This is a genomic window from Streptomyces pseudovenezuelae (assembly GCF_029892565.1).
In the GTDB taxonomy this organism is placed as follows: Bacteria; Actinomycetota; Actinomycetes; order Streptomycetales; family Streptomycetaceae; genus Streptomyces; species Streptomyces pseudovenezuelae_A.
The window spans coordinates 604,474-629,433 of the sequence record NZ_JARXVH010000006.1; the positions used below are offsets into that span (position 1 = coordinate 604,474).

The following is a 24,960-nucleotide window of genomic DNA, read 5'->3' on the forward strand; positions in this document are numbered from 1 at the left end:
CTGTTGACCAACGTGTTGACTGCACGGCCGTCTTGACTACGCATCCTCCTTGATCAGTTCGGCGCACTTCTCGCCGATCATCATCGTCGTGATGCACGGGTTGACCGAGATCAGGTCCGGCATCACCGAGCCGTCCGCGACCCGGAGTCCCTCGATCCCCTTGACTCGCAGGCGCGCGTCGAGCGGGGCCGAGAGGTCGTCGTCCGCGCCCATCTTCACGGTGCAGGACGGGTGGTAGACGGTGTTGTGGGTCTTGTGGATGTAGTCGAGGAGTTCCTCGTCGGACCGGACGTCGGGCCCCGGCGCCAGTTCGGCGCCGGCCCAGCCGCTCAGCGCGGGCTGGGAGGCGATCTTCCGGGCCAGCTTGAGTCCGAACGTCATCACGCGCGCGTCGTGCTCGTGCGTGAAGTACCGCGGGTCCACCTTGGGCTTGTCCCGGTAGTCGCGGGTACGCAGCCGCACCGTGCCCCGCGACTTCGCGCGCGTCACGTTCGGGGTGAGACAGAAGGCGTTCTCCGAGGTGGGGTAGCCCCAGCGCGCGGTGTTCATGTCGAACGGCACCGACCCGTAGTGGAACATCAGGTCGGGCCGGTCCAGGCCCTCCTCGGTGTCGTAGAAGATGCCCGCCTCCCACCACTGGCTGGACGTGGTGGTCATCGGCCGGCTCGCCTCCCACATGATCACACCCTCGGGGTGGTCCTGGAGGTTCTCGCCGACGCCCGCCGAGTCGACGACCACCTCGACGCCGACCTCGCGCAGGTGCTCGGCCGGGCCGATGCCGGAGAGCATCAGCAGTTTCGGGGTGTCGATCGCGCCGCACGACACGATGACCTCGCGCCGGGCCCGTACCGTCCGGTGGTGGATCAGGTCCGGGTCCAGGTACTCCGCGCCGACGCAGCGCCGCCCGTCGAGGACGAGTTTCTTGGCGCGTACGCCCGTGCGCACCTCCAGGTTGGGCCGCTTGCCCAGGATCGGGTGGAGGTAGGCCACCGACGACGACTGGCGGGTGTTGTTCTCGTCGGAGTTGATCTGGAACCAGTTGGCGCCCCGGATCACGGTCTTGCCGGTGTTGAAGCCGGTGGTGGGGATGCCGGCCTGGGCGCACGCCTCCAGCAGGGCCGTGCCGCACGGGTCGTCGCTCTTCAGCGTGCGCAGCTTCACCGGGCCGGTGCGGCCGTGGTGGTCGCCGGGCGCGTCGTTGTTCTCCAGGCGCCGGTAGAGCGGGAAGAGGTCCGCCGCGCTCCAGCCCGTACAGCCGTCCGCCGCCCAGGCGTCGAGGTCCTCGGCGGGCGCCCAGAAGGCGATGCAGGAGTTGTGCGAGGAACAGCCGCCCAGCACCTTCGCGCGCGCGTGCCGCATGAAGCTGTTCCCGCTGGACTGCGGCTCGACCGGGTAGTCCCAGTCGTAGCCGGACTCCAGCAGGCCCATCCAGCGGTCGAGTTTGAGGATGTCGTCGTCGCCGACGTCGCTGGGCCCCGCCTCCAGCACGCAGACGGTGACCGACGGATCCTCGGAGAGCCGGGCCGCCACCACGTTGCCCGCGGTGCCGCCGCCGACCACGACGTAGTCGAACTCATCGGTGCTCATGAGCTGTTGACCTCCTTCAGTCGGCCGCCGGAGCGGCGAAGGGAGCGGCCACCTCGGCCTCGCTCTCCAGGCGGTGCTCCGCGAGCACGCCGGTCCGGTGCCGCTGGATGAACCAGTAGTAGGCGAAACCGCCGCCCATGATCACGCCGACGAACAGGAGCGCGCCCCACTGGAGGTACCAGTGGAAGGGGGCGGTCGCGTTGTAGACGGCGGCGCGCGGCCAGATCAGGTTGATCGTCATGCCCGTGCCCCACACAACGGCCACGATGTTGACGAGCAGACCCCACCGACCGAGCGAGAACTTGCCGTCGCCCGCCGGCTCCCACTTGCCGCGCAGCCGCGCCACCAGCATCGGCCCGGTGACACCCAGGTAGGCGAGGTAGATCATGATGATGCCGATGCTGGTGACGACCGTGAAGATCTGCGGCTGGCGGATGTTGACCACCAGGATCGCCAGCGCCAGGATGCCGATGATCACGGCCGGCAGCACCGGTGTCTGGAAGCGCGGGCTGACCTTGGCCAGCAGCGAGGACGCGGGCAGGTTGTTGTCCCGGGACATCGCGAACGCCAGCCGGATCGCCGCCGTGTGCACGGCGAGCGCGCAGACGGTGACCGCGATCAGCACGCACCACAGCATCGCCTTGCCGGCCGTGGAGCCGAGTACGTCCAGGACGATGTACTGCAGACCGTCGGTGGACAGCTTCCCGCTCTTCAGGCTGGACACGCTCATCAGCGCGAGCAGCAGGATCAGTCCGCCCAGGACGAAGGAGGCGACGATCGCCCGGATGATCGCGCGGGGCGCGTTGCGGGACGGATCCTTGGACTCCTCACCCAGCGAGGCGGCCGTGTCGAAGCCGTACATGACGTACGCCGAGGCCAGCGAGGCCACCAGGAACGCGCCCAGATAGCCGGTGCCGTACGACGCTCCGGTGCCGTTGGTCTGCGTGACCACCTGCGGACCGCGGGTGATGTGGACGGCGAACAGGATGATCAGTACGACGGTGGCGATCAGCTCGATGAACACGCCCGCCGAGTTGATCGTGGCCATCAGCTTCACACCGAAGGCGTTCACGAGGGTCGTGAAAAGGATCAACACCGTGGCCAGGATGACCGCGTTGGTCGCCACGTCGTACTTGCCGGTTCCGTCGCCGACGATCTGGAACACGTGGGAGATCTGCGGCAGCGTCAGCTGGTAGGCGAGTGCCACGGCCGAGATCGACACGATCGACGCGATGAGCATCGTCCAGCCGGCCAGCCAGCCCAGGTGCGGATTGCCTATCTTCTTGGACCAGTTGTAGACCGAGCCCGCGACGGGATAGCGGGCGGCCAGCTCGGCGAAGCAGAGGGCGACCATGAACTGGCCGACGAAGACCATGGGCCACGACCACCAGTAGGCGGGGCCGCCGCTGCCGTAGCCGAAGTAGAACAGCTGGAAGGTGCCGGTCAGGATCGAGATGTAGCTGATCCCGGCGGCGAAGGTGTGGAAGTTGCCGAGGGTGCGCTTGAGCTCGGGTTTGTAGCCGAACTCGGCGAGTTCGGAATCGTCGTGGCTGTGTGGGTCGGACGGTGGTTGCTCGGTTTTCGTCATGAGCGGACTCCTGGTGGGCCTGGGGAGGGAGGGGAGCGGCTCTGCGGGTGCCGTGGTTATACGTGGGGCTCATGTGCGCGCTGTTACAAGGGAGTTAGGCGCGTGATCGCATGCGGGACGCTAGTCGAACCACCCCTGCGGCGAGGGTGCGGTGTTGCGCCAGATGTGCTTCGTCTCGCGGTACTCGGCCAGGCCGGAGGGGCCGAGTTCGCGTCCGAAGCCGGACTGCTTGAAGCCACCCCACTCGGCCTGCGGCACGTACGGGTGGTAGTCGTTGATCCAGACCGTCCCCAGGCGCAGCCGCGAGGCGACGCGGGCGGCCTTGCCCTCGTCGGTCGTCCACACGGCGCCCGCGAGACCGTAGATCGTCCCGTTGGCCAGCCGTACGGCCTCGTCCTCGTCGCTGAAGCGCTCCACGGTCAGCACCGGTCCGAAGGACTCCTCCTGCACCACGTGCATCCCCACGGAGCAGTCGCCCAGGACGGTGGGTGGGTAGTAGAAGCCGTCGTCGTACTCCGCGCCGGTGGGCCGCGCGCCGCCGCAGCGCAGCACCGCGCCCTCCTCCAGGCCCCTGGCCACGTACGCCTCGACCTTGGCCCGGTGCGCCGCCGAGATCAGCGGCCCGGCCTGCGCACGCTCGTCGAAGGGACCGCCGAGCCGGATCTCCTGGGCCCGTCGCACGACCTCGTCGACGAACCGGTCGTGCAGCGAGTCCTCCACAAGGAGGCGTGCCCCCGCCGAGCAGACCTGCCCGGAGTGCAGGAAGACGGCGGTCAGCGTCATGTCGACGGCCGTGTCGAAGTCGGCGTCGGCGAAGACGACGTTGGGGTTCTTGCCGCCGAGTTCCAGGGCGACTTTCTTGACCGTCGGCGCGGCGACCGCCATCAGATGGCGGCCGGTCTGCAGGCCGCCCGTGAACGACACCATGTCGACGTCCGGGTGGTCGCCGAGCGGGGCGCCCGCCTCGGGGCCCGCGCCGAGGATCAGGTTGGCCACACCCGCCGGCAGCCCCGCCTCGTCCAGCAGCCGCATCAGGTGGATGGCGGTGTGCGGGGTCAGCTCGCTCGGCTTCAGGACGAAGGTGCACCCCGCCGCGAGGGCGGGGGCGACCTTCCAGGCCGTCTGGAGGAGCGGGTAGTTCCAGGGGGTGATGAGCGCGCAGACGCCGACGGGCTCGTACACCACCCGGCTGTCGACGCCCTCGGCCCCCGTGTCGATCACCCGGCCGGTCTCGCTCGCGGCCAGTCGGCCGAAGTAGCGGAAACAGTTGACGATGTCGTCAATGTCGTACTCGCTCTCCACATACCGCTTCCCGGTGTCCAGGGACTCGGCACGCGCGAGTGCCTCCTTGTCTCGCGCCAGGAGGTCCGCCACCCGCAGGAGCAGGTCGCCGCGCTCGTTAGGGGAGGTGCGCGGCCAGGGGCCCTCGTCGAAGGCGCGCCGGGCGGCGGCGATCGCCTCGACCGTGTCCTTGCCGCCCGCCTCGTCCACCACTCCGACCAGGGAGCCGTCGGCCGGACAGCGGATCTCTCGGGTGCGCTGGTCGACCGCACCCCGCCAGTCTCCGTCGATGAACAGGTCAGGCATGGCCGCCTCCCAGTCGCTCCAGGACCCACTCGTGGAAGATCCCGATGTGGTGCTCGTTGGGAACCAGCACACCACCCTTGCGGTACGCCCGCGATGTCATGGCGGGCTGCGTTCGTTCACAGGCCTCGAAATCCTGTTCGTTCACCCTGTGGAACAGCTCCACCGACTTCGAGACATCCGCCCCCGACGCGACGACCTCCGGCGCGTACAGCCAGTCGCACTCGACGACCGTGCGGTCCTCGGCCAGCGGGAACATGCGGTGCAGTATGACGTGGTCCGGTACGAGGTTGATGAAGACCGTCGGCTTCACCGTCATGGCGTAATAGCGCCGGTCCTGGTCCGCGGAGACCTGGGGCAGCTTCGCGAAGCCCTCGCTGCCGTCGACCGTGAAGCCCTTGACCTCCGCGCCGAACTCGGCGCCGTGGCCCACGTAGTACTGGGCGGCGTATCCCTCGGCGAACTCCGGGAGCACGTCGGTGAGTTCGGGGTGGATCGTCGCGCAGTGGTAGCACTCCATGAAGTTCTCGACGATCAGCTTCCAGTTCGCCTTCACGTCGTACGTGATGCGCTTGCCCAGCGCCAGGTTCTCGGTGCCGTAGTGCTCGATCGCGGCCGGGTCGCCGAGCCGTTCCACGGCCGCGTGCGTGACCGTCTCCTCGAAGGAGGGCGGTTCGTCCGCCAGGCACACCCAGGCGTAGCCGAGCCACTCCCGTAGCGATACCTTGATCAACCCGTACTCGACCCGATCAACATCGGGCATCTTGATCAAGTTGGGTGCGGCGATCAATTTGCCGTCGAGGTCGTACGTCCATGCGTGGTACGGACACTGCAGGCTGCGCCGGACCTCGCCGGCCTCCTCCATGCACAGTCGGGCCCCGCGATGGCGGCAGATGTTGAGGAACGCGCGCAGCTCACCCTTGCGGGTCCGGGTGATGATCACGTTCTCGCGGCCCACCTGGACGGTCCGGAACGCGCCGGGCTTGTCCAGGTCGTCGCTGCGGACGGCGCAGAACCACATCGACTCGAACAGGTGCTCCTGCTCCTGCCGGAAGATCTCCGGGTCGGTGTAGTAGTGCCCGGGGAGGGTGGAGATCAGGCTGGGGGAGTCGGGGAGGGGGACGGGGGACATCGGGATCGTCGTCACGTGCGTGCTCCTCAGGCGGGCGCGGCGGCGAGGCGGGCGGGGTCGAACAGGCCGATGGGGTGCTCGGTGGCACCGGTCAGGGCCAGATCGGCGAGGATCTCGCCGACGACGGGCACGAACTTGAAGCCGTGCCCGGAGAAACCGCAGGCCACGGTGACCGACTCCGGGTGCGCGGGGTGCCGGGCGATCACGAAGTGCTCGTCCGGGGTGTTGGAGTACATGCAGGTCGCGGCCTTGAGGAAGGTGCCGGGCAGATCCGGGATGCGGCCGGCCATGTGGTCGGCCATGGCCCGGATCTCCTCCTCGTGGACGGTCCGGTCGATGGTCTCCGGGGTGGTGACCTCGCCCTTGCGGAAGAAGGCGACCTTCGCGCCGAGTTGGGGGCCGTCGATGGACGGGAAGCCGTACACCTGGACGCCGGTCGCGTCCTCCCAGATGTAGATCGGATGCTTCTCGGGGACGAACGCCCCCACCCCGCCCTTGGGTTGGAACCAGTACATGACCTGCCGCTCGATGGTGAACGGCACCCCGAGATCGGTCAGCAGCTGCGGTGCCCAGGCGCCCGGGCAGATCACCAGCTGCGCTGCCGTGTAGGTGTTCTCGGAGGTGTGCACGCGGACGCCGTCCTTGTACGGCTCCCAGCGCGTCATCGGCTCCTCGAAGTGCAGGTCGGCGCCCTGCCGGGTGGCCAGTTGGAGATGCGCGGCGACCGTGTTCTCGGGCCGCAGCAGACCCGCCTTCTTCTCGAAGAGGGCGACCTCGTCGTCCTTCGGCGCGAGCGTCGGGAAACGGCGGCGGATCTCCTTGGCGTCCAGCATCTCGTGGGGCAGGTCCCACTGTCGGGCCGAGAGCAGCGAGCCCGAGACGGTCCGCGAGTCGGGGCGGCCGACCATCACCCCGCCGGGCAGGATGGCGACCTCGCGGCCGGTGGCCCGGTGCAGGTCCTCGTACAGCTCGTAGGCGCGCAGCAACAGCGGTACGTACGCCGGGTCCTCGAAGTAGGACTGCCGGGTGATCCGCGAACCGCCGTGGCTGGAGCCGCGGTTGTGGACCGGGCCGAACTTCTCCAGGCCAAGGACGCGGGCGCCGCGCGCGGACAGGTGGTGGGCGGCGGCGCTGCCCATGCCACCGAGACCGATGACGATCACGTCGTAAGTGGGGGACACGGTCTGCCTCCTAAGCAGGTCGAACGAAGTCCGGTGCGGTTCGCCGGCGCCCCGAGGGGGCGCGGGGAACCGCGTGGCCGGCAGCGATGGTGCCGCAGACGATCGACGGCATATCGCGGCACATCCAGCGGAGCGCTCAGCGGCGGATGCGGGTCATCTTCGGGTCGAACAGGGGCTCTTCGGCGACCGTCGCCGGCACCTTCTCGCCGAAGTACTCGATGTGCACGGCGGCTCCGGTGGGGAGCACGGGCAGCCAGGCGTACGCGATGCAGCGGCCCAGCGTGTAGCCGTACGAGGCGCTGGTCACGTAGCCGGCGGGGGCGCCGTCGACGTAGACCGGCTCCTTGCCGAGGACCACGGCGGCAGGGTCGTCGAGGAGGAGCGGGGTCAGCTTGCGGGTGACCGGCGCGTCCGTGAGGGCCTCGCGGCCGACGAACACCTTGTCCATGCGCACCGCGAAGCCGACGCCCGCCTCGAACGGGTTGTGCTCATCGGTCATGTCGGTGCCCCAGGCGCGGTAACCCTTCTCCAGGCGAAGTGAGTTGAAGGCGGACCGCCCGGCCGCGATCACGCCGTGTTCCTGGCCGGCCGCCCAGAGCGTGTCCCACAGGCGCAGGCCCAGGTCGGCGGTGGTGTACAGCTCCCAGCCCAGCTCACCGACGTACGACAGGCGCATGGCGGTGACCGGGATGTGCCCGAGGTACGTCTCCTTCGCGCGGAAGTAGCCGAAGGCCTCGTGGGAGAAGTCGTCGCGGGTCAGCGGCTGGACGAGGTCGCGGGCGAGGGGGCCCCAGACGCCGATGCAGCAGGTGCCGGAGGTGATGTCCCTGATGTGCACGCCCTCGGGGGCGTGCCGGGTGAGCCAGTCGAGGTCGGTGGGGGAGTTCGCGCCGACCTGGAATCGGTCCGGGGCGAGGCGGGCCACGGTGAGGTCGGAGCGGATGCCGCCGGTCTCGTCCAGGAGGAGGGTGTAGGTGACCGCGCCGGGCTTCTTGCGCAGGTTGTTGGTGGTCATGCGGTCGAGGAAGTCGAGGGCTCCCGGGCCGGTGACCTCCAGGCGGCGCAGCGGGGTCATGTCGTACAGGGCGACATTCTCGCGGGTCGCGCGGGCCTCGGCGGCGGCGATGGGGGACCAGTAGCGGGCCGACCAGGCGTCGCGCTCGGGGAGTTCGAGGCCGTCGACGAGCGGGGCGTTGGCCTCGTACCAGTGCGGCCGTTCCCAGCCGCCGCCCTCCAGGAAGAACGCGCCGAGCTGCTCCTGGCGCGCGTGGAAGGGGCTGACGCGGAGCGGGCGCGGGTTCTCCATCGGTTGGAGGGGATGGAGTACGTCGTACACCTCGACGAACTGCTGTGAACCGCGTTCACGGACGTACGACGGTGAACGCTGTGCTTCCTCGAACCGCGTGAGGTCGCACTCGTGCAGGTCGAGCGAGGGGCGCCCGTCGACCATCCACTCGGCGACGGCCCGTGCGACCCCCGCGGAGTGGGTGACCCAGACCGCCTCGGCCAGCCAGAAGCCCCGCAGGGTCCGCGACTCCCCGAGGACCGGCATGCCGTCCGGGGTGAAGGAGAAGACGCCGTTGAACCCCTCCTCGATCTCGGCGTACCGCAGCGCCGGGACCAGCCAACGGCAGTCCTCCCAACTCGGCGCCCAGTCCTCCTCGGTGAACGGAAACGAGGACGGCATGTCCATGTTCCGGGCACGCGCCTCGTCGTACGGCAGCACCGCGAACGGGTCGACGGGCAGCGGCCGATGGGCGTAGGAGCCGATGCCGATGCGGTCGGTGTGCTCGCGGAAGTAGAGGTCGCGGTCCTGGAAGCGGAGGATCGGCCGGGAGGCCTCGGCCGTGGCCTCGCTCAGCTCGGGGAGCGGCTTCGTCCGGGCGTACTGGTGGGCGAGCGGCTGGAGCGGTACGTCGATGCCGGCCATGCGTCCGATCACCGGGCCCCAGAAACCGGCCGCGGAGACGACGTGGTCGGCGGGGAAGGTGCCTTGGTCGGTGACGACGGCTTTGATGCGGCCGTCTTCCTTTTCGATGCCCGTGACCGTGTGGCGTTCCAGGAACCGGGCGCCTCGCTCGGTGGCCCGTTCCATCTGCGCGCGGGACGCGAGCAGGGCCCGGGCCAGGCCGTCGTCGGGGGTGTGGAAGCCGCCGAGGACGACCGACTCGTCGAGCAGGGGCCACAGTTCCTTGCAGCGGGCGGTGCTCACGACCTCGCCGCGGATGCCCCAGGCGGCCGCGTAGCCGGCCCGGCGGTGCAGGTCGGCGAGGCGTTCCGGGGTGGTGGCCAGTTCCAGGCCGCCGACCTGGTTGAAGCAGGGGACGCCGTCGACTTCGAGCGAACCGAACTTCTCGACCGTGTACTTGGCGAACTCGGCGAGGGTCTTGGAGGGGCTGGTCTGGAAGACGAGTCCGGGCGCGTGCGAGGTGGAGCCGCCGGGGGCGGGCAGGGGGCCCTGTTCGAGGACGGTGACGTCGGTCCAGCCGCGGGCGGTCAGTTCGTCGGCGAGCGAGCAGCCGACGATGCCGGCGCCGATGACGACGACACGGGGACCGTGCGGGCGGGTTTCGGGCGTGCTGGACATGCCCCTCCTTGCCGGGGTGGGGGTGAACGCGCTGGGGGAGTGGTCGGGGGTGGGGTGAGGTGAAGCGCGGGATGGGGTGAAGCGAGGAGCGGGGCGGGGCTTGGGGCGGGGCTTGGGGGTCAGGGGACGGGGCGTTCAGACGGTGTTCACAGGACGACCACCGAGCGCAGCACCTCGCCCCGGTGCATCTTGGCGAACGCCTCCTCGACCTGGTCGAGGGCGATCGTCTCGGACACGAACGCGTTGAGGTCGAGGAGCCCGTACAGGTACTGGTCGATGAGATAGGGGAAGTCGCGGCTCGGCAGACAGTCGCCGTACCAGGACGACTTGATGGCGCCGCCGCGCGAGAAGACGTCGATCAGGGGGAGCTCGACCTTCATCTCGGGGGAGGGGACGCCGACTTGGACGAGCAGTCCCGCGTGGTCGCGCATGTAGAAGGCCTGGGTGAAGGTCTCCGGGCGGCCCACGGCGTCGATCGCGATGTCGACGCCGTGTCCGTCGGTGAGTGCGCGGACGGCCTCGATCGGGTCCGTGCCACGGGAGTTGACGGTGTGCGTGGCGCCGAACTTCTCCGCCTGGTCGAGTTTCCTGTCGTCGATGTCGACGGCGATGACCTTCATCGCGCCGTTGAGACAGGCGCCCGCGATGGCCGCGTTGCCGACGCCGCCGCAGCCGATGACGGCGACCGAGTCACCGCGCCCGACGTTGCCGGTGTTGACCGCGGCGCCGTAGCCGGCCATCACACCGCAGCCGATGAGGCCCGCGGCCTCGGGTCGTGCCGCCGGGTCGATCTTCACCGCCTGCCCGGCCGCGACCAGCGTCTTCTCGGCGAAGGCACCGATGCCGAGGGCGTTGCTGAGCGGGGTGCCGTCGAGCAGGGTCATCGGCTGGGTGGCGTTGCGGGAGTCGAAGCAGTACCAGGGGCGGCCTCGGCGACAGGAGCGACAACTGCCGCAGGGGGCGCGCCAGGCGAGCACGACGTAGTCGCCGGGGGCGAGATCGGTGACGCCGTCGCCGACCGCCTCGATCGTGCCGGCCGCCTCGTGGCCCAGCAGGAAGGGGAAGTCGTCGTTGATCGCGCCCTCCCGATAGTGCAGATCCGTGTGGCAGACACCGCAGGCCTGGACGGCGACGAGGACCTCTCCGGGACCGGGGTCGGGAACGACGATCGTCTGCACCTCGACGGGTGCGCCCTTTTTGACAGCGACTACGGCACGGACCTCGTGGGGCACGACCAAGCTCCTCTGCTGTTGCGCAGTGCACGATGGGTTGCGCGATGAGGAACATATTGAGAACGCCGTCATGGAGCCGTCAAGAGGTGGGCGTTAAGCCTTGGCAAAAGGAACAGGGCGGCCGAAATCTGCCGGATACACAGCAGCGCGGGACCAGGAGATTCCGGTCCCGCGCCGCTGATCGGCTCTCGTACGTGTCTGTCCCGGGGGCGACTGCGTGTCTGTCTCGGGGTCGGTCAGAAGCCGTACCCCATACGGCGGGACAGGTCGGCCCCCGCCGCCACCGTGCGCTTGGCCACCTCCGGCACCCGGTCGCCGCCCAGCCGGTACATCGGCCCCGAGACACTGAGCGCGGCGATGACCTTGCCGTCGTGCGCGCGGATCGGGACCGCCACCGCGGTGAGCCCCAGCTCCAGCTCCTCGATGGTGAGCCCGTAGCCCTGCTCGACCACCGCCTCCAACTCGCCGCGCAGCGCCGACGACCCGGTGATGGTGCGCTCGGTGAAGCGCGGCAGGGAGCGGGCTAGCAGACCCTCGCGCAGGGTGGGCGACATGTGCGCGAGCAGCACCTTTCCGCTGGAGGTCGCGTGCAGAGGGGTGCGCCGGCCGAGCCAGTTCTGCGCGGTCACGGACGCGGTGCCGCGGGCCTGCATGATGTTGACGGCCGCGTCTTCGTCGAGGACTGCGATGTTCACGGTCTCGCCCAGCTCGTCGGCGAGTTCCCGGCACACCGGGACGCCCTCCTGCGAGATGTCCAGGCGCACTGCCGCCGCCCCCGCCAGGCGTAGTACACCCGCCCCCAGGTAGTACTTGCCGCGGTCCTTGGCCTGGGCGACCAGGCCGCGGTTCTCCAGGACGCCGAGCAGTCGGAAGGCGGTGGACTTGTGCACGTCCAGCTCGTCGGCGATCTCGGTGACGCCCGCCTCTCCGTGCCGGGCCAGGATCTCCAGCACGCTCACGGCACGGTCCACCGACTGGACGGCGCTGGCCGTGCCTCTGCCGCTCTGCTTCTCGGAGTTTCCGAAGGGCTCCTCGCCACGGTCAGCCTGCTTCTGCGTACGGGTCATGGGTCAACTCTCACCACCTGACGGCCATCTTTGGGCCGCATCTTCGGGAAACCCTTGACGCGACGGTTGTCCCGACCGGATTCTGTTGCGCATGGCGCGGGTTCGTGCGCTATACGAAACTTCATGTTACCGAAGCGTCCGATCCTCGTCAGGGGGCCGGACCGCCCGGACCTGTGAAGGTCCGGCACATCCCGGCCGCCGGACCGAAGACGCCCCGGCACCCGCCGAACCGCCGTGCCGCATCCGGCCCGGCGCCCGCATCACCGCCGGACCGAGCGTGACCCGGCGCGCGCTTCACCGCCGGGCCGAGCCTGACCCGGCGCCCGCATCGCCGCCGGGCCGACGAAGGTCCGCACTCCTGAAAACGCACTCCCGAACCGCACTCCTGATCCGCATCCGCCAGGACCACACAGGTCCCGGACCGAGTGTCCCGGACCGAGAGGGGGGCCCGTGATTCCCGTCTGCCGCCTCGAAGACCTCCCCCAGGGCGAGTCCGTCCGCGTCGAGACGAGCCCGCCCGTCGCGGTGTTCCGCACCGACGAGGGCGAGTTGTACGCCATCGACGACACCTGCACCCACCAGGACGCGTCTCTCTCCGAGGGCTGGCTGGAGGGGTGTCTGGTCGAATGCCCGCTGCACGCCGCTTCATTCGATCTCCGTACCGGGCAGCCGACCTGCCTCCCGGCCCGGCGCCCCGTCCGCACCCACCGCGTCACCGTGGACGACGGTGTCGTCCACGTCCACCTCGCCGCGCAGGAGGGCACCGCCGCATGAACACCCCGAACGCGTGGCGTACGACGGCTTCGTACGCGCCGGCGTCCCCACGGACGTCCGAGAGGAGCCGTGCCGCATGAGGACCGTGACCGTCGTCGGCGCCTCCCTCTCCGGCCTGTACGCCGCCCGGGAACTGCGTGCCCAGGGCTTCGACGGCCGGCTGGTGATCGTCGGCGACGAACCCCACCGCCCGTACGACCGTCCCCCTCTCTCCAAGGACTTCCTCACCGGACGGGCCGACGAGGACCAACTCGCGCTCACCGACGCCGAGGAGACCGGCGAACTCGACGCCGAGTGGCTGCTGGGCACCCGCGCCCGCGGACTCGACGCCCGCGGCCGTACCGTGCTTCTCGACGGCGGCCGTACGGTTTCCACCGACGGCGTCGTCATCGCCACCGGCGCTCGCGCCCGCCGTCTGCCGGGCGACGACCTGGCCGGCGTCCACACCCTGCGCACCCTCGACGACGCCCGCGCCCTGCGTACGGAACTCACCCGGGGCTCACGCCAAGTCGTCGTGATCGGCGGCGGATTCATCGGCGCCGAGACCGCGTCCTCCTGTGCCGCCCTCGGCCACACCGTCACCGTCGTCGAGGCCGCCCCGCTCCCGCTCGTGCCCCAACTCGGCGCCGAGATGGCCGCCGTGTGCGCCGCCCTGCACCGGCGCGGCGGGGTGGACCTGATCACCGGGACCGGAGTGGCCGGGCTTCGAGGCACGGTGGCCGTCACCGCCGTAGAACTGTCCGACGGCCGTACCCTCCCCGCCGACATCGTGATCGTCGGCATCGGCGCCACCCCCAACACCGGCTGGCTGGCGGGCTCGACGCTCGCCCTGCACGACGGCGTCCTGTGCGACGACGGCTGCGTCACCTCGCTCCCGCAGGTCGTCGCCGTCGGTGACGTGGCCCGCGTCGGCGGAGCCCGCGCCGAGCACTGGACCTCGGCGACGGAACAGCCCCGGGTCGCCGTGGCCAACCTGCTCGCCGGGCACACCACGCGGACCGTGCGCTCACTGCCGTACTTCTGGTCGGATCAGTACGGCGCCCGCATCCAGTTCGCCGGCCGCCGTCAGGACGGCGACACCGTCCGCATCACCGAGGGCGAACTCACCGACGGCACACCGCCCGAGGACGGCTTCCTCGCCCTCTACGAACGGAACGGCCGTACGACCGCCGTCCTGTCCATGGACCGACCACGCCCCTTCATGCGGGCGCGCCGCGAACTCACGCGCGGGGAGAGCGAGGCGCGGCAGGAGCCTGCGGCGCTTTGAGGACACGTGCGTTTGACGGCGGCGGACTCTCGCCCTCCGGGCCCGGGACAGCTGCCCCGCCCCCGGAGGGAACCCGCCCTCACGCCTGGCCCCGCAGGGAACCCGATCTCAAGAGTGCGACAGCTGCCCCGCGTTGCCGCCCCGCCTGCGTATCCGGGCCTGGGACCGCTCGGTCGCCCTCGCCTGGCGGCGTTCCCGGCGGCGCTCGCGGCGCAGGGTGCGGGCGGTGCTGCTGGGAATGGACACCACGCCGTTGCGCTGGTTCCAGACCTGGCGGGTCACCCAGATGTCGAGCGCGCCCCAGGTGGCCACCACCGTGCTGACGACGGCGCTGATGACCATCGGGAAGGCCATCCAGGATCCGGCCATGGTGCAGAAGAAGGCCACCATCGCCAGGATCAGGGTCACGGCGATGATGATCACCGCCCGCACCGCCGACGTGCGGACCGGGTCGGGCATCCGGCGCCGCCGGGCCGGCTCCTCGATCCACAATGGCTGGTAGGCAGACTGCACCGGTTCCGCGACCCGGTCCGCCCCTGTGACGTACACCGTGCGCTGTTCCGTGTCGGGTCCGATCGGCGCCTCGCGCGCGCCGTTCGGAATGTCGTAATCCGACGCCTCCGGGCCCCGCTGCACCTTCAGGCGCGTCCCCAGGTCGTCCCCGGGCGCCTCGCGCCGTTCCGCCGTGCCCATCACCGTGTCACTCCCCACTGCCGGCAGACCCCTCGCGCCGTGTCAGACGGCACGGCTCCCCTCTGGGTTGCCCGGCTTGCGCTGTTTTACGCTGCCGGGGTGCAGGAAGCGGCTCCTGGAGCCGATTCCGCCCCCCATTTCTCACAGACAAGGACGAACGGCACGTCCTCAAGATTCCCGGCGAGCGAAAAAATCCGGCCAAGTGTTCGCGTGCGCACGGTGAAAGACTTTCGGCGTCCAGCGAGCCGTTGCGGGAGCCGACATCCCCCCATCACCGGACAACTCCCCATGTCTCGCCGCCCGCACGGCAGTTCAGCTTCCGGACCGGTCTTCGAGATACGTGTGTGACGGTAGTAGGCTCGCGCCGTTTGTTGACGTACATATGTGCCCCCGGCCGGCGGGGGTCGAGCTGGGGGAGGCCATGCGCTTTCGCGGGAAGTCCATCCGCCGGAAGATCGTGGCGCTGCTTCTCGTGCCGCTGGTCTCGCTGACCGCGATCTGGGCCTTCGCCACGATCCTCACCGGACGTGAGGCGGAGCAGCTGTTCAACGTCTCGGACGTGACCGAGAAGATCGGCTACCCGATCGAGGACACCGTCCGCGTGCTGCAGCAGGAGCGGCGGCAGAGCCTCGTCTATCTCGCGGACCCGAGGGCCTCCGACGGGCTCGCCGATCTCAGGCGCAGTCGGACCGCCACCGACGAGGCCGTCGCGAAGATCCGCAAGAACGCGGGCGACCCCGACGTCCGCGACGCGATGGGCCAGGGCACGGGCGAACACCTGAGCGCGGCACTCGACGCCTTCGACGGCATCGACTCCCTGCGCCGCAGCGTCGAGGACGGCACCATCGACCGGGCCCAGGCCCTCGGCCTCTACAACCGCCTGGTCGACCCCTGTTACGTCCTGCTCACCAACCTCCACGTCGTCGACAACGTGGAGATGGACAAGCAGTACCGCGCGCTGGCCAACCTCGCCCGCGCCCGCGAACTGCTCTCCCGCGAGGACGCCCTGCTCGGCTCCGCCCTCGTCGTGGGCAAGCCCTCGCGCGCCGAACTGCGTGAGGTCTCCGACCTCGTGGCCCAGCGCGACCTGCTCTACGAGGTCAACCTGCCGCTGCTGCCCGCCACGGAACGCGCGCGCTACGAGCGGTTCTGGAAGAACGCCGAGACCGCCCCGCTGCGCACCGCCGAGCAGTCCGCTGCCAAGGGCGGGTCCGGAGCACCCCGCGAGGTCACCGCGCAGAACTGGGACACCGCCGCGGGCAGCGTCCTGAACGAGCTCGGCACCCTCAACGACCGGGCCGACGACCGCTATCAGGACCGCGTGCGCCCAGTCGCCGTCGGCGTCATCGCCAAGGTCGCCATCGGCGGCGTACTCGGCCTGGTCGCCCTGCTGCTCTCGCTGTTCCTGTCCGTGCGGGTCGGCCGCGGCCTCATCCGCGACCTGCGGCAACTGCGCCTGGAGGCCCACGAGGCGTCCGGCGTCCGGCTGCCCAGCGTGATGCGCCGGCTGTCCACGGGCGAGCAGGTCGACGTCGAGACCGAGGTCCCGCGCCTGGAGTACGACCGCAACGAGATCGGCGACGTCGGCCACGCCCTCAACACCCTGCAGCGCGCGGCCGTCGAGGCCGCCGTCAAGCAGGCCGAACTGCGCGCCGGGGTCTCCGAGGTGTTCGTCAACCTCGCCCGCCGCAGCCAGGTCCTGCTGCACAAGCAGCTCACCCTGCTCGACACCATGGAACGCCGGACCGAGGACACCGACGAACTCGCCGACCTGTTCCGCCTGGACCACCTGACGACCCGTATGCGCCGGCACGCCGAGGGTCTCGTGATCCTCTCCGGCGCGGCCCCCTCCCGGCAGTGGCGCAAACCCGTCCAGCTCATGGACGTCGTGCGGGCCGCCGTCGCCGAGGTCGAGGACTACGAGCGCATCGAGGTGCGCCGGCTGCCCCGGGTCGCCGTCACCGGCCCGGCCGTCGCCGACATCACCCACCTGGTCGCCGAGCTCCTGGAGAACGCCACGGTGTTCTCCCCGCCGCACACCGCAGTCCAGGTGCTCGGCGAGCGCGTCGCCAACGGCTTCACCCTGGAGATCCACGACCGCGGCCTCGGCATGGCCGCCGACGCCCTCCTGGACGCCAACCTGCGGCTCGCCGAGACCCCCGAGTTCGAACTCTCCGACACCGACCGGCTCGGCCTCTTCGTGGTCAGCCGGCTCGCCCAGCGCCAGAACGTCCGGGTCTCCCTGCAGCCTTCGCCGTACGGCGGCACGACCGCGGTCGTCTTCATCCCCGACGCGCTGCTGACGGACGACATCCCGGACACCAACGGCATCGGCTTCCGCCTCGACCGGCCCCACTCCACGAAGGAGGTCGCGCTGGAGGACGGGCGCCGGACCGCTCTCTCCGGGATGCCGGGGACGCGGCCCGGGCTGCCGGCGGCGCTCCTGGACGGCCCGGTCGAGCTGGAGGCGCCCGTCGACCTGGACGCCATCGAAGACTTCCCGGACCCGCTCGACGACGAGGCGAACGAGCGCGGAGGGCTGTTCCGGCCCCGCCGCTCCGCCATCACCCTCGCCGATGACGGCCGGCCCCAGGAGGGCGCCGAGTCCGGTGAGCCGGGCGACGGTGACACGGACGACGACGGCAACCCCCTGGTCCCGCTGCCCCGACGCGGCGCGCCCAAGCTGGTCAGCTCGCACGGCCGCCCGGTCGGCGGACAGCGGCCCCGGCGCGACGACGCGGACGACGCCCCCTCGGCGGGCCCGGGACGACGCGAGACGGACACCGCGCTGCCGGCCCGCCGCCGGGGCGATGAACCGTTGACGGGCCGGGGAACCTGGCCGGCGACGGAGCACGGCGCACCGCCGCTGCCGACCCGCCGCCGCGGCGCCTCGCCGCTGCGCCCCGGCGGACCCGACCGCCCCGAGTCCCCGGCGCCCACGGGACACGACGGCCCCGGCGAAACCCCCGAGACCCTCGCCCTGCCCCTGCGCAAGCGCCCGCCCGCCATCGGGGCCGGGAGCGAGGGCAACGAGCAGGCGACCGGCGCCGATTCGGGTCGGAGCACCCGTGCAGGTTCCGGACAGGACACCACCGCCGGCACGGGCGCGCTGCCCCGGCGGGTACGACAGGCCAACCTGGCCCCGCAGTTGAAGCAGAGCCCCGTCCGGCGCACCGCGGACAGAGCGGAGCCCGTGGAGCGCGACGCCGACGAGGTACGCAGCCGTATGGCCTCGCTCCAACGAGGCTGGCAGCGCGGGCGCGAGGAGAATGCCGCGGACGACGACGCCCACAGCGGCACTGCACCACAAGGAACGAAGGGGGACGGTCGATGACCGCACCGAAGGCGACCGGCCACACCGCGAACAAGTCCGGCGAGCTCAACTGGCTCCTGGACGACCTCGTGGACCGCGTCGCGAGCATCAGCAAGGCCCTCGTCCTGTCCAGCGACGGCCTGCCCACCGGCGTGTCCCAGGACCTGACCCGGGAGGACAGCGAGCACCTCGCCGCCGTCGCCTCCGGCTTCCACAGCCTCGCCAAGGGCGTGGGCCGGCACTTCGAGGCAGGCAACGTCCGGCAGACGGTCGTCGAACTCGACGAGGCCTTCCTGTTCGTGACCGCCGCCGGCGACGGCAGCTGCCTCGCGGTCCTCGCGGACGCGGATTCGGACGTGGGCCAGGTCGCGTACGAGATGACACTCCTCGTGAAGCGGGTCGGTGTACATCTTGGCGCCGCTCCGCGCACCGATTCGCCCGCGGGCGGGTAGTGAGATGTCATGAGCTCTGACGGTCAGGGAAGAAGCCACTGGTTCGACGACGACGCCGGGCCGGTCGTCCGCCCGTACGCGATGACGCGCGGCCGTACCAGCAGCCCGGGCCAGCACCGCCTCGACCTGATCGCGGTGGTGCTGACCGAGCCGCAGGCCGACGACCCGGAAGGGGACTCGACGCTGTCCCCGGAACACGTGGACATCGTCGGCCTGTGCCGGGACACACCGCAGTCGGTCGCCGAACTCGCGGCCGAACTCGACCTGCCCATCGGCGTCGTCCGGGTGCTCATCGGCGACCTCGTGAGCGGCGAGTTCGTCCATGTGACCCGGCCGGTACCCCCTGCCGAACTCCCGGACGAGAGCATCCTGCGCGACGTGATCAGCGGCCTCCGGGCGCTCTGAGCGAGCCCCCGAAGCCCCAATGGCTCACGGACCGGGCCGATCACCCCGGTCCGCGAGCCACCTCCCCCTCCGACCCCACCGACGCCACGGAACGGCCGGCCCACCAAGGAGCCGATTCCGAGAGGCCGTTGAGCCGATCGCGGACGGCGTCGGGGAACGGAGTCGCACGACCCGCACTCTGATCCACGTGAAGTGCGAGCAACTCCGTGGTGGCGGCCGGCGCGGCATCCGCTCCCGGCTCGGCCGACGGGTCCGCGACGACGTACATCTCGTGCGTGAGACGCACCTTCTTCCCGGCCACCCCCAACACCCGCGTACGCACGGCCAGTCGGGCCTCCACCGGCACGTCCCGGAGATAACGGATGTGGGACTCGACCGTGTAGAGCGAGCAGTCGGTGCTCTTGCGATACGCCGGATCCAGCCCCGTCCGCTCCATCAGCGCGTCCGTCGCGAAGCCGAAGACGAGGACGTAGAACGCCTCGCTCATATGCCCGTTGTAGTCGATCCACTCCGGCCGCACGGTCTCCCGGAACAGGGGGAGGCTCATGCGGCACCGTCCTGCCGAAGCCGCCCGGTCGCGCGCAGTACGGCGATGACGCCCCGGTCGCGTTCGGCGACCAGGTCGGCGATCGCACGGCCGTCGGCGGCGTCGTCGCAGCCGGTGACCACCGCGTCGTACAGCGCCCGGTCCAGTTCGGGCGCCTCAAGCCGGGTCCACGGGGACTTCAGGGAAGGCCCGAAATGGTCCAGCATGTGGGCCATTCCGCCCTCGCCGCCCGCCAGCGCGAAGGTCAGCATCGGCCCCATGATCGCCCAACGCAGGCCCGGGCCCTCGGTGATGGACAGGTCTATGTCGCCGACGGTCGCCTCACCGTTCGCGACCATGTGCAACGCCTCCCGCCACAGGGCCTCCTGGAGGCGGTTGGCGATGAACCCGGGCACCTCGCGGTCCATGGTGATCACGGACTTGCCCGCGGCCTCGTAGAAACGGGACGCCCAGCGCACCGCGGCCGGGTCGGTCCGCTCGCCGCCGACCACCTCGACGAGCGGGATGAGGTACGGCGGGTTGAAGGGGTGCCCGACGACCAGCCGACCGGGCGTGCCGGCCTCGGCCTGCATGTCCGTCATCGGGTAACCGGAGGTGGACGAGGCGATGACCACCCCGGCGGGCGTCAACGCGTCGAGTTCGGCGAGCAGTTCGCGCTTGAGGTCCAGTTTCTCGGGGGCGCTCTCCTGCACGAACTGCGCCTCGGACACGGCCTCTTCGAGCGTCGCGGTGGTGGTGAGGCGGTCCGTCGAGGCGTCGGCGGCGAGACCGAGCTGTTCGAGCGCGGGCCAGGCGGCGTCCACGAGCCGCCGCAGCCGGGTCCCGGCGTCGGGGGCCGGGTCCCACGCGGTGACGTCGTAACCGCGGGCCAGGAAGTGGGCGACCCAGCCACCGCCGATCACTCCGGCGCCGACGCAGGCGACTCGGCGTACGTCTTCGGGGGTGGCCGGAGGTACGGGGGTGGCCGGAGGTGTGGGTGGAGTGGCGGCGGATGCGTTCGAGGGCGCGGAGGATTCCGTCATCGGGCTCCTTCAACGGGGATGGGGATGGCGCCGGTTCGGCCCGGCGGAGCGGTACGGCACTCAACCGCGCGGCTTCAGGCCCAACTTGAGACGTGCCTCGTCCGGCGTCGCGACCCGCGCCCCGAGCGCCTCGACGATCGTCACCGCCCGCTCCACCAACCGCGCGTTGGTCGCCTTGACGCCCTTGCCGAGATAGAGGTTGTCCTCCAGGCCCACGCGCACGTGTCCGCCGAGCAGGATCGACTGCGCCACCCACGGCATCTGCATCCGGCCCAGCGCGAAGCTGGCCCACTGGGCGCCGTCCGGCAGGAAGTTGACCATCGACTGCAGCACACCGGGATCCGCGGGCGCGCCCCACGGAACGCCCATGCACAGTTGGAACACGGGCGGCTCGTCCAGCAGCCCCTCCGCCAGCAACTGCTTGGCGAACCACAGGTGTCCGGTGTCGAAGATCTCCAACTCGGGTCGCACGCCCAGCTCCTGGATCCGCCGGGCGCCCGTGCGCAGCATGTCCGGCGTGGAGACGTAAAGGCTGGACCCGTCACCGAAGTTGAGGGAACCGCAGTCCAGGGTGCAGATGTCGGGCAGCAGATCCTCGACGTGCGGGAGCCGTTCGAGGCCGCCGACCAGGTCCGTGCCGGGGAGGTGCCTCAGCGGTTCCTCGGGGTCGAGGACCAGGTCGCCGCCCATGCCGGCGGTGAGGTTGATGACGACGTCGGTGCCGGTCTCCTTGATGCGCTCGACGACCTCGCGGTACAGGCGCGGATCACGCGAGGGCGCCCCGGTCTCGGGATCGCGTACGTGGATGTGGACCGCGGCGGCACCGGCCTCGGCGGCCTGCACGGCGGACGCGGCGATCTGCTCGGGGGTGACGGGCACGTGCGGGCTCTTGCGCACGGTGTCGCCGGCGCCGGTGAGGGCGCAGGTGATGATGACGTCCTGGTTCATGGGGCGCGGGTTCCTCTCTCTGCCGTTCACTTTGTGAACAACCGTCGCACCATACGAACATGCGACGCCGGGAACCCTGCCGTCAAGACCGCCCCTGTCGGGAGCGTCCGCGCCTCGCACAACCTCCGCCTGCACGCCCCCCTGTCTCTCAACGCCTGTGCCTCACACCGCCCGTGCCGCCCGCGCGATCTCGTCCGCCGCCCCCAGCGCGAGCACCCCCAGGTCCGCGAACCGCGACTCGGGCACCCGGTCCTGCGGTCCCCAGATGCTGACGATCGCGAACGGCCGCGTGCGGTTGCCGAACACCGGCGCGGAGACCCCGTACAGATTTCGCTCCATCTCGCCGACGCAGACGCTGTACCCGCGCTCCCGCGTCTCCGCCAACTCGGCCGCCAGGCGGCCCCGGTCCGTGACCGTGGTGTCCGTGAACGCCGTGAGCGGCTCGGTGAGCAGCGACTCGGCCTCCTCCGCGGGCAGCCAGGCCAGCAGCGCCTTGCCCGTCGAGGTGGCGTGCAACGGTGCCTGCCGACCGAGCCACTTGGCGCTCAGCACCACCGGCGGCGTCACCTCGTCGATGTACGTCAGCCCCAACTGCCGCACCACCGCGAGGTTGGCGGTATCGCCGGTCTGCTCGCTGACCCGGCGCAACGTGCCGTGCGCCCGGCGGATCAGCCCGTCGAAGCCGGCCACCGACGCCATCCGGGCCACCGCGAAGCCGACCGTGTAGCGGTTGGTGACCGGGCTGCGCTCCACCAGCCCGGACTGTTCCAGTGTGGACAACAGCCGCCAGGCCGTGGCGCGGTTGATCCCGCACCGCGCCGCCAGGTTGGCCGCGGTGTCGCCGTCCGGCGAACTGTCGGCGGTCGCCTCCAGCAACGTGATGGCCCGCTCCAACGACTGGACCCTGCCCGCGGATCCGCCGCTGCGCTCGGCAGCCGGGGGCGCCTCGTCCGTGTCGCTGTCGGCGTCGCTGTCGGTGCTGCGCTGGGGCTTCGACGTAGGCATCGTCCCGGGCTCCTGGTGATCGCTTCCTGACCTACCTGACTGCCGTCCCCACCTTCTCACCATCCGTACGGCCATTGCGCTATACGAACATTCGCGATGTCCTGGTCGTCAGGCACGGACCGGGCGTCGAAGCGGCTCGCCCGTTATGATCTGACCGATCGTCGACACCTCTCTGCGGCAAGTCGGCCACCCGCCTGCGGAGACGGTTCCGAACAGTGCGATCGGGGAGACGGACGTGACCTGCTGGCAGCTCTGGGTCGACCGGGACGGCACCTGCACCGATGTCGTCGCGCGCCGCCCGGACGGCCGCCTGCTCACCTCTCCGTCCCCTGAAGCAGGCTCCCCCCATCAAGCAGGAGAAGAGAACGATGATGTTCGGGCGTACTGAGCGCGGCAAGCCCCCGGTCGAGCCGGTCACGCTCAAGATCCTGGTGGCCGGTGGCTTCGGCGTGGGCAAGACGACCCTGGTCGGCGCGGTCAGCGAGATCAGGCCGCTGCGCACGGAGGAACTGCTCACCGAGGCCGGCCGGCCGATCGACGACACCAGCGGCGTGGAGGGCAAGAACACCACCACCGTGGCCATGGACTTCGGCCGCATCACGCTCCGCGAGGACCTCGTGCTGTACCTGTTCGGCACGCCCGGGCAGGAACGGTTCTGGTTCATGTGGGACGAGCTCTCCGAGGGCGCGCTCGGCGCCGTCGTGCTCGCCGACACGCGCCGCCTGGAGGACTGCTTCGCCGCCGTCGACTACTTCGAGCGGCGCTCCATACCCTTCGTCGTGGGCGTCAACTGCTTCGAGGGCAGCTCCCGTTACCCCGAGCAGGCCGTCCGCCAGGCCCTCGACCTCGACGAGGACGTACCGCTCGTCCTGTGCGACGCGCGCGACCGCACGTCCGTCAAGGAGGTCCTGATCGGAGTCGTCCAGCACGCCATGGCGTACGCCGCGGAGCGCCGTCAGTCCGTGACCACCTGACGCGCACGGCCCGTACCCTCGCCGACCGGGGTACGGGCCGCAGCCGAGACGGCACGCACGCGTGCGTGGGTGCCTAGTTCTCGGTGCCCTCCTCCCAGGCGAAGCTCTTCTCCACCGCCTTGCGCCAGTTGTGGTACTCGCGGTCGCGGACCGACGCCTCCATGGAGGGCGTCCACTCCACGTCCTTCTGCCAGTGCGCCTTGAGCTCGTCGAGGTCGTTCCACACGCCGGTGGCGAGCCCGGCCGCGTACGCGGCGCCGAGGCAGGTCGTCTCCGAGACCTTGGGACGGACCACCGGTACGTCGAGCACGTCCGCCTGGTGCTGCATCAGGAGGTTGTTCTTGGTCATGCCGCCGTCCACCTTCAGGGTGGTGATCTGCACCCCGGAGTCCTGGTACATGGCGTCCACGACCTCACGCGTCTGCCAGCTCGTCGCCTCCAGCACGGCCCGGGCCAGGTGCGCCTTGGTGACGTACCGCGTCAGGCCCGTGATCACCCCGCGCGCGTCGGACCGCCAGTACGGTGCGAACAGGCCGGAGAACGCGGGCACGATGTAGGCGCCACCGTTGTCGTCGACGCTCGCCGCCAGCGGCTCGATGTCGTCGGCGGCCCGGATGATGCCGAGTTGGTCGCGGAACCACTGGACCAGGGCGCCCGTGATGGCGATCGACCCCTCCAGGCAGTAGACCGGCGCCTCGCTGCCGATCTTGTAACCCATCGTCGTCAGCAGCCCGTTCTTCGAGGGCACCGGCCGGTTGCCGGTGTTGAGCAGCAGGAAACTGCCCGTGCCGTACGTGTTCTTGGCCGTGCCCACGTCGTAGCAGGCCTGTCCGAAAATGGCCGCCTGCTGGTCGCCGAGGGCCGAGGCGACGGGCACACCGGCCAGTTGGCCCACGGCGGTGCCGTAGGTCTCGGCCGAGGACCTGATCTCCGGGAGGACGGCCTCGGGGATGTTCATCGCGGACAGGATGGACTGGTCCCACTGGAGAGTCTCCAGGTTCATCAGCATGGTCCGCCCGGCGTTGGTCACGTCGGTGACGTGCTTGCCGCCGTCGGTGCCGCCGGTGAGGTTCCAGATCAGCCAGGAGTCGATGGTCCCGAAGGCGATCTCGCCGTTCTCGGCGCGGGCCCTGAGGCCGGGCACGTTGTCGAGCAGCCAGGCCGCCTTGGGGCCGGCGAAGTAGGTGGCCAGCGGCAGGCCCGTCTGCTCACGGAACCGGTCCTGCCCGTCCGTACCGCCGAGTTGCTCGCACAGGGCCGCGGTGCGCATGTCCTGCCACACGATCGCGTTGTGCACGGGCTTGCCCGTGGCGCGGTCCCACAGGACCGTGGTCTCGCGCTGGTTGGTGATGCCGAGCGCGCTGAGCTGGTCGGCGCGCAGCCCGGCCTTGGCGATCGCCCCGGCGACCACCGCCTGCACCTTCGACCAGATCTCGGTGGCGTCGTGCTCCACCCAGCCCGGCTTGGGGAAGATCTGGCGGTGCTCACGCTGGTCGACGGCGACGATCGCGCCGTCCTGGTTGAAGACGATGCAGCGGCTGGAGGTCGTGCCCTGGTCGATGGCGGCGACGAACTTGTCCGTCATGACGTCCCCTTCGTCGT

20 protein-coding genes are annotated in these 24,960 nt (G+C 70.5%); 6 read left to right on the forward strand and 14 right to left on the reverse strand.

Annotated features, from left to right (window positions below; all coding sequences use genetic code 11):
* Positions 1–36: 36 nt before the first annotated feature.
* The 8 genes from M2283_RS22700 to M2283_RS22735 all read right to left on the reverse strand — a co-directional run bounded on the left by M2283_RS22700 (position 37) and on the right by M2283_RS22735 (position 11,958).
* Positions 37–1,587, reverse strand: coding sequence for a GMC family oxidoreductase (locus M2283_RS22700; RefSeq protein WP_280878155.1), 1,551 nt, complete (start codon positions 1,585–1,587; stop codon positions 37–39).
* Between the two features lie 16 nt (positions 1,588–1,603).
* On the reverse strand, positions 1,604–3,175 hold the full coding sequence (locus tag M2283_RS22705) for an APC family permease (RefSeq protein ID WP_280878156.1): 1,572 nt from the start codon (positions 3,173–3,175) through the stop codon (positions 1,604–1,606).
* A 120-nt stretch (positions 3,176–3,295) separates the two neighbouring features.
* Positions 3,296–4,762, reverse strand: a complete 1,467-nt coding sequence (locus tag M2283_RS22710; RefSeq protein WP_280878157.1) for an aldehyde dehydrogenase family protein — start codon at positions 4,760–4,762, stop codon at positions 3,296–3,298.
* A complete protein-coding gene (locus M2283_RS22715) occupies positions 4,755–5,906 on the reverse strand; it encodes an aromatic ring-hydroxylating oxygenase subunit alpha (RefSeq protein ID WP_432423110.1) in 1,152 nt (383 codons plus the stop codon). Before M2283_RS22715 ends, M2283_RS22710 begins: the two co-directional genes overlap by 8 nt.
* Positions 5,907–5,917: 11 nt before the next feature.
* Positions 5,918–7,072, reverse strand: a complete 1,155-nt coding sequence (gene solA / locus M2283_RS22720; protein WP_280878158.1) for an N-methyl-L-tryptophan oxidase — start codon at positions 7,070–7,072, stop codon at positions 5,918–5,920.
* Between the two features lie 136 nt (positions 7,073–7,208).
* Positions 7,209–9,659 carry a GcvT family protein gene (locus M2283_RS22725; protein ID WP_280878159.1) on the reverse strand — a complete coding sequence of 817 codons (2,451 nt, stop codon included), beginning with the start codon at positions 9,657–9,659 and terminating at the stop codon, positions 7,209–7,211.
* Positions 9,660–9,805: 146 nt separating this feature from the next.
* The gene (locus M2283_RS22730) at positions 9,806–10,891 is read right to left on the reverse strand and encodes an S-(hydroxymethyl)mycothiol dehydrogenase (RefSeq protein ID WP_280878160.1); all 1,086 of its coding nucleotides are present in this window, start codon (positions 10,889–10,891) and stop codon (positions 9,806–9,808) included.
* Between the two features lie 236 nt (positions 10,892–11,127).
* Complete coding sequence (locus M2283_RS22735; protein ID WP_280878161.1) at positions 11,128–11,958, reverse strand: IclR family transcriptional regulator; 831 nt, start codon at positions 11,956–11,958, stop codon at positions 11,128–11,130.
* 450 nt (positions 11,959–12,408) lie between these two features.
* Between M2283_RS22735 and M2283_RS22740 the strand changes: the two genes are divergently transcribed.
* The gene (locus M2283_RS22740; protein WP_280878162.1) at positions 12,409–12,732 is read left to right on the forward strand and encodes a bifunctional 3-phenylpropionate/cinnamic acid dioxygenase ferredoxin subunit; all 324 of its coding nucleotides are present in this window, start codon (positions 12,409–12,411) and stop codon (positions 12,730–12,732) included.
* Between the two features lie 76 nt (positions 12,733–12,808).
* Positions 12,809–13,999, forward strand: coding sequence for an NAD(P)/FAD-dependent oxidoreductase (locus M2283_RS22745; RefSeq protein ID WP_280878163.1), 1,191 nt, complete (start codon positions 12,809–12,811; stop codon positions 13,997–13,999).
* 108 nt (positions 14,000–14,107) lie between these two features.
* Here the strand turns inward: M2283_RS22745 and M2283_RS22750 are convergent, their stop codons facing one another.
* Positions 14,108–14,692 (reverse strand): hypothetical protein, encoded by a 585-nt coding sequence (locus M2283_RS22750; RefSeq protein WP_432423112.1) that lies wholly within the window; start codon positions 14,690–14,692, stop codon positions 14,108–14,110.
* 421 nt (positions 14,693–15,113) lie between these two features.
* Here M2283_RS22750 and M2283_RS22755 point away from each other — a divergent pair, with 421 nt between their 5' ends.
* The 3 genes from M2283_RS22755 to M2283_RS22765 are packed head-to-tail and all read left to right on the forward strand — an operon-like array spanning position 15,114 to position 18,862.
* Positions 15,114–18,026: a nitrate- and nitrite sensing domain-containing protein gene (locus M2283_RS22755; protein WP_280878165.1), complete on the forward strand. Its 2,913-nt coding sequence runs from the start codon at positions 15,114–15,116 to the stop codon at positions 18,024–18,026.
* Positions 18,023–18,457, forward strand: coding sequence for a roadblock/LC7 domain-containing protein (locus M2283_RS22760; protein WP_280878166.1), 435 nt, complete (start codon positions 18,023–18,025; stop codon positions 18,455–18,457). The genes M2283_RS22755 and M2283_RS22760 overlap by 4 nt, the downstream gene beginning before the upstream one ends.
* 9 nt (positions 18,458–18,466) lie before the next feature.
* A complete protein-coding gene (locus M2283_RS22765; RefSeq protein WP_280878167.1) occupies positions 18,467–18,862 on the forward strand; it encodes a DUF742 domain-containing protein in 396 nt (131 codons plus the stop codon).
* 40 nt (positions 18,863–18,902) lie between these two features.
* Here M2283_RS22765 and M2283_RS22770 read toward each other — a convergent pair whose 3' ends face one another.
* From M2283_RS22770 to M2283_RS22785, 4 genes are all read right to left on the reverse strand, one after another.
* Entirely contained in the window at positions 18,903–19,409 is a 507-nt protein-coding gene (locus M2283_RS22770; RefSeq protein ID WP_280878168.1) for a thioesterase family protein, read from the reverse strand.
* The gene (locus M2283_RS22775; protein WP_280878169.1) at positions 19,406–20,431 is read right to left on the reverse strand and encodes a 3-hydroxyacyl-CoA dehydrogenase NAD-binding domain-containing protein; all 1,026 of its coding nucleotides are present in this window, start codon (positions 20,429–20,431) and stop codon (positions 19,406–19,408) included. Before M2283_RS22775 ends, M2283_RS22770 begins: the two co-directional genes overlap by 4 nt.
* A 60-nt stretch (positions 20,432–20,491) precedes the next feature.
* Complete coding sequence (locus tag M2283_RS22780; protein WP_280878170.1) at positions 20,492–21,379, reverse strand: 3-keto-5-aminohexanoate cleavage protein; 888 nt, start codon at positions 21,377–21,379, stop codon at positions 20,492–20,494.
* A gap of 162 nt (positions 21,380–21,541) precedes the next feature.
* Positions 21,542–22,384 (reverse strand): IclR family transcriptional regulator, encoded by an 843-nt coding sequence (locus M2283_RS22785; protein WP_280878171.1) that lies wholly within the window; start codon positions 22,382–22,384, stop codon positions 21,542–21,544.
* Positions 22,385–22,752: 368 nt separating this feature from the next.
* Between M2283_RS22785 and M2283_RS22790 the strand changes: the two genes are divergently transcribed.
* Positions 22,753–23,358 (forward strand): GTP-binding protein, encoded by a 606-nt coding sequence (locus M2283_RS22790; protein WP_280878172.1) that lies wholly within the window; start codon positions 22,753–22,755, stop codon positions 23,356–23,358.
* Between the two features lie 73 nt (positions 23,359–23,431).
* Here the strand turns inward: M2283_RS22790 and glpK are convergent, their stop codons facing one another.
* Positions 23,432–24,943 carry a glycerol kinase GlpK gene (gene glpK, locus M2283_RS22795; RefSeq protein WP_280878173.1) on the reverse strand — a complete coding sequence of 504 codons (1,512 nt, stop codon included), beginning with the start codon at positions 24,941–24,943 and terminating at the stop codon, positions 23,432–23,434.
* Between the last annotated feature and the right edge of the window lie 17 nt (positions 24,944–24,960).

Coding starts and splice junctions, on each gene's coding strand:
- M2283_RS22775 (WP_280878169.1), bottom strand. CDS start 20,431: ATGACGGAATCCTCCGCGCCCTCGAACGCATCCGCCGCCACTCCACCC.
- M2283_RS22725 (WP_280878159.1), bottom strand. CDS start 9,659: ATGTCCAGCACGCCCGAAACCCGCCCGCACGGTCCCCGTGTCGTCGTC.
- M2283_RS22760 (WP_280878166.1), top strand. CDS start 18,023: ATGACCGCACCGAAGGCGACCGGCCACACCGCGAACAAGTCCGGCGAG.
- M2283_RS22705 (WP_280878156.1), bottom strand. CDS start 3,175: ATGACGAAAACCGAGCAACCACCGTCCGACCCACACAGCCACGACGAT.
- M2283_RS22765 (WP_280878167.1), top strand. CDS start 18,467: ATGAGCTCTGACGGTCAGGGAAGAAGCCACTGGTTCGACGACGACGCC.
- M2283_RS22770 (WP_280878168.1), bottom strand. CDS start 19,409: ATGAGCCTCCCCCTGTTCCGGGAGACCGTGCGGCCGGAGTGGATCGAC.
- M2283_RS22790 (WP_280878172.1), top strand. CDS start 22,753: ATGATGTTCGGGCGTACTGAGCGCGGCAAGCCCCCGGTCGAGCCGGTC.
- M2283_RS22755 (WP_280878165.1), top strand. CDS start 15,114: ATGCGCTTTCGCGGGAAGTCCATCCGCCGGAAGATCGTGGCGCTGCTT.
- M2283_RS22750 (WP_432423112.1), bottom strand. CDS start 14,692: ATGGGCACGGCGGAACGGCGCGAGGCGCCCGGGGACGACCTGGGGACG.
- M2283_RS22745 (WP_280878163.1), top strand. CDS start 12,809: ATGAGGACCGTGACCGTCGTCGGCGCCTCCCTCTCCGGCCTGTACGCC.
- M2283_RS22710 (WP_280878157.1), bottom strand. CDS start 4,762: ATGCCTGACCTGTTCATCGACGGAGACTGGCGGGGTGCGGTCGACCAG.
- M2283_RS22735 (WP_280878161.1), bottom strand. CDS start 11,958: ATGACCCGTACGCAGAAGCAGGCTGACCGTGGCGAGGAGCCCTTCGGA.
- glpK (WP_280878173.1), bottom strand. CDS start 24,943: ATGACGGACAAGTTCGTCGCCGCCATCGACCAGGGCACGACCTCCAGC.
- M2283_RS22780 (WP_280878170.1), bottom strand. CDS start 21,379: ATGAACCAGGACGTCATCATCACCTGCGCCCTCACCGGCGCCGGCGAC.
- M2283_RS22785 (WP_280878171.1), bottom strand. CDS start 22,384: ATGCCTACGTCGAAGCCCCAGCGCAGCACCGACAGCGACGCCGACAGC.
- M2283_RS22700 (WP_280878155.1), bottom strand. CDS start 1,587: ATGAGCACCGATGAGTTCGACTACGTCGTGGTCGGCGGCGGCACCGCG.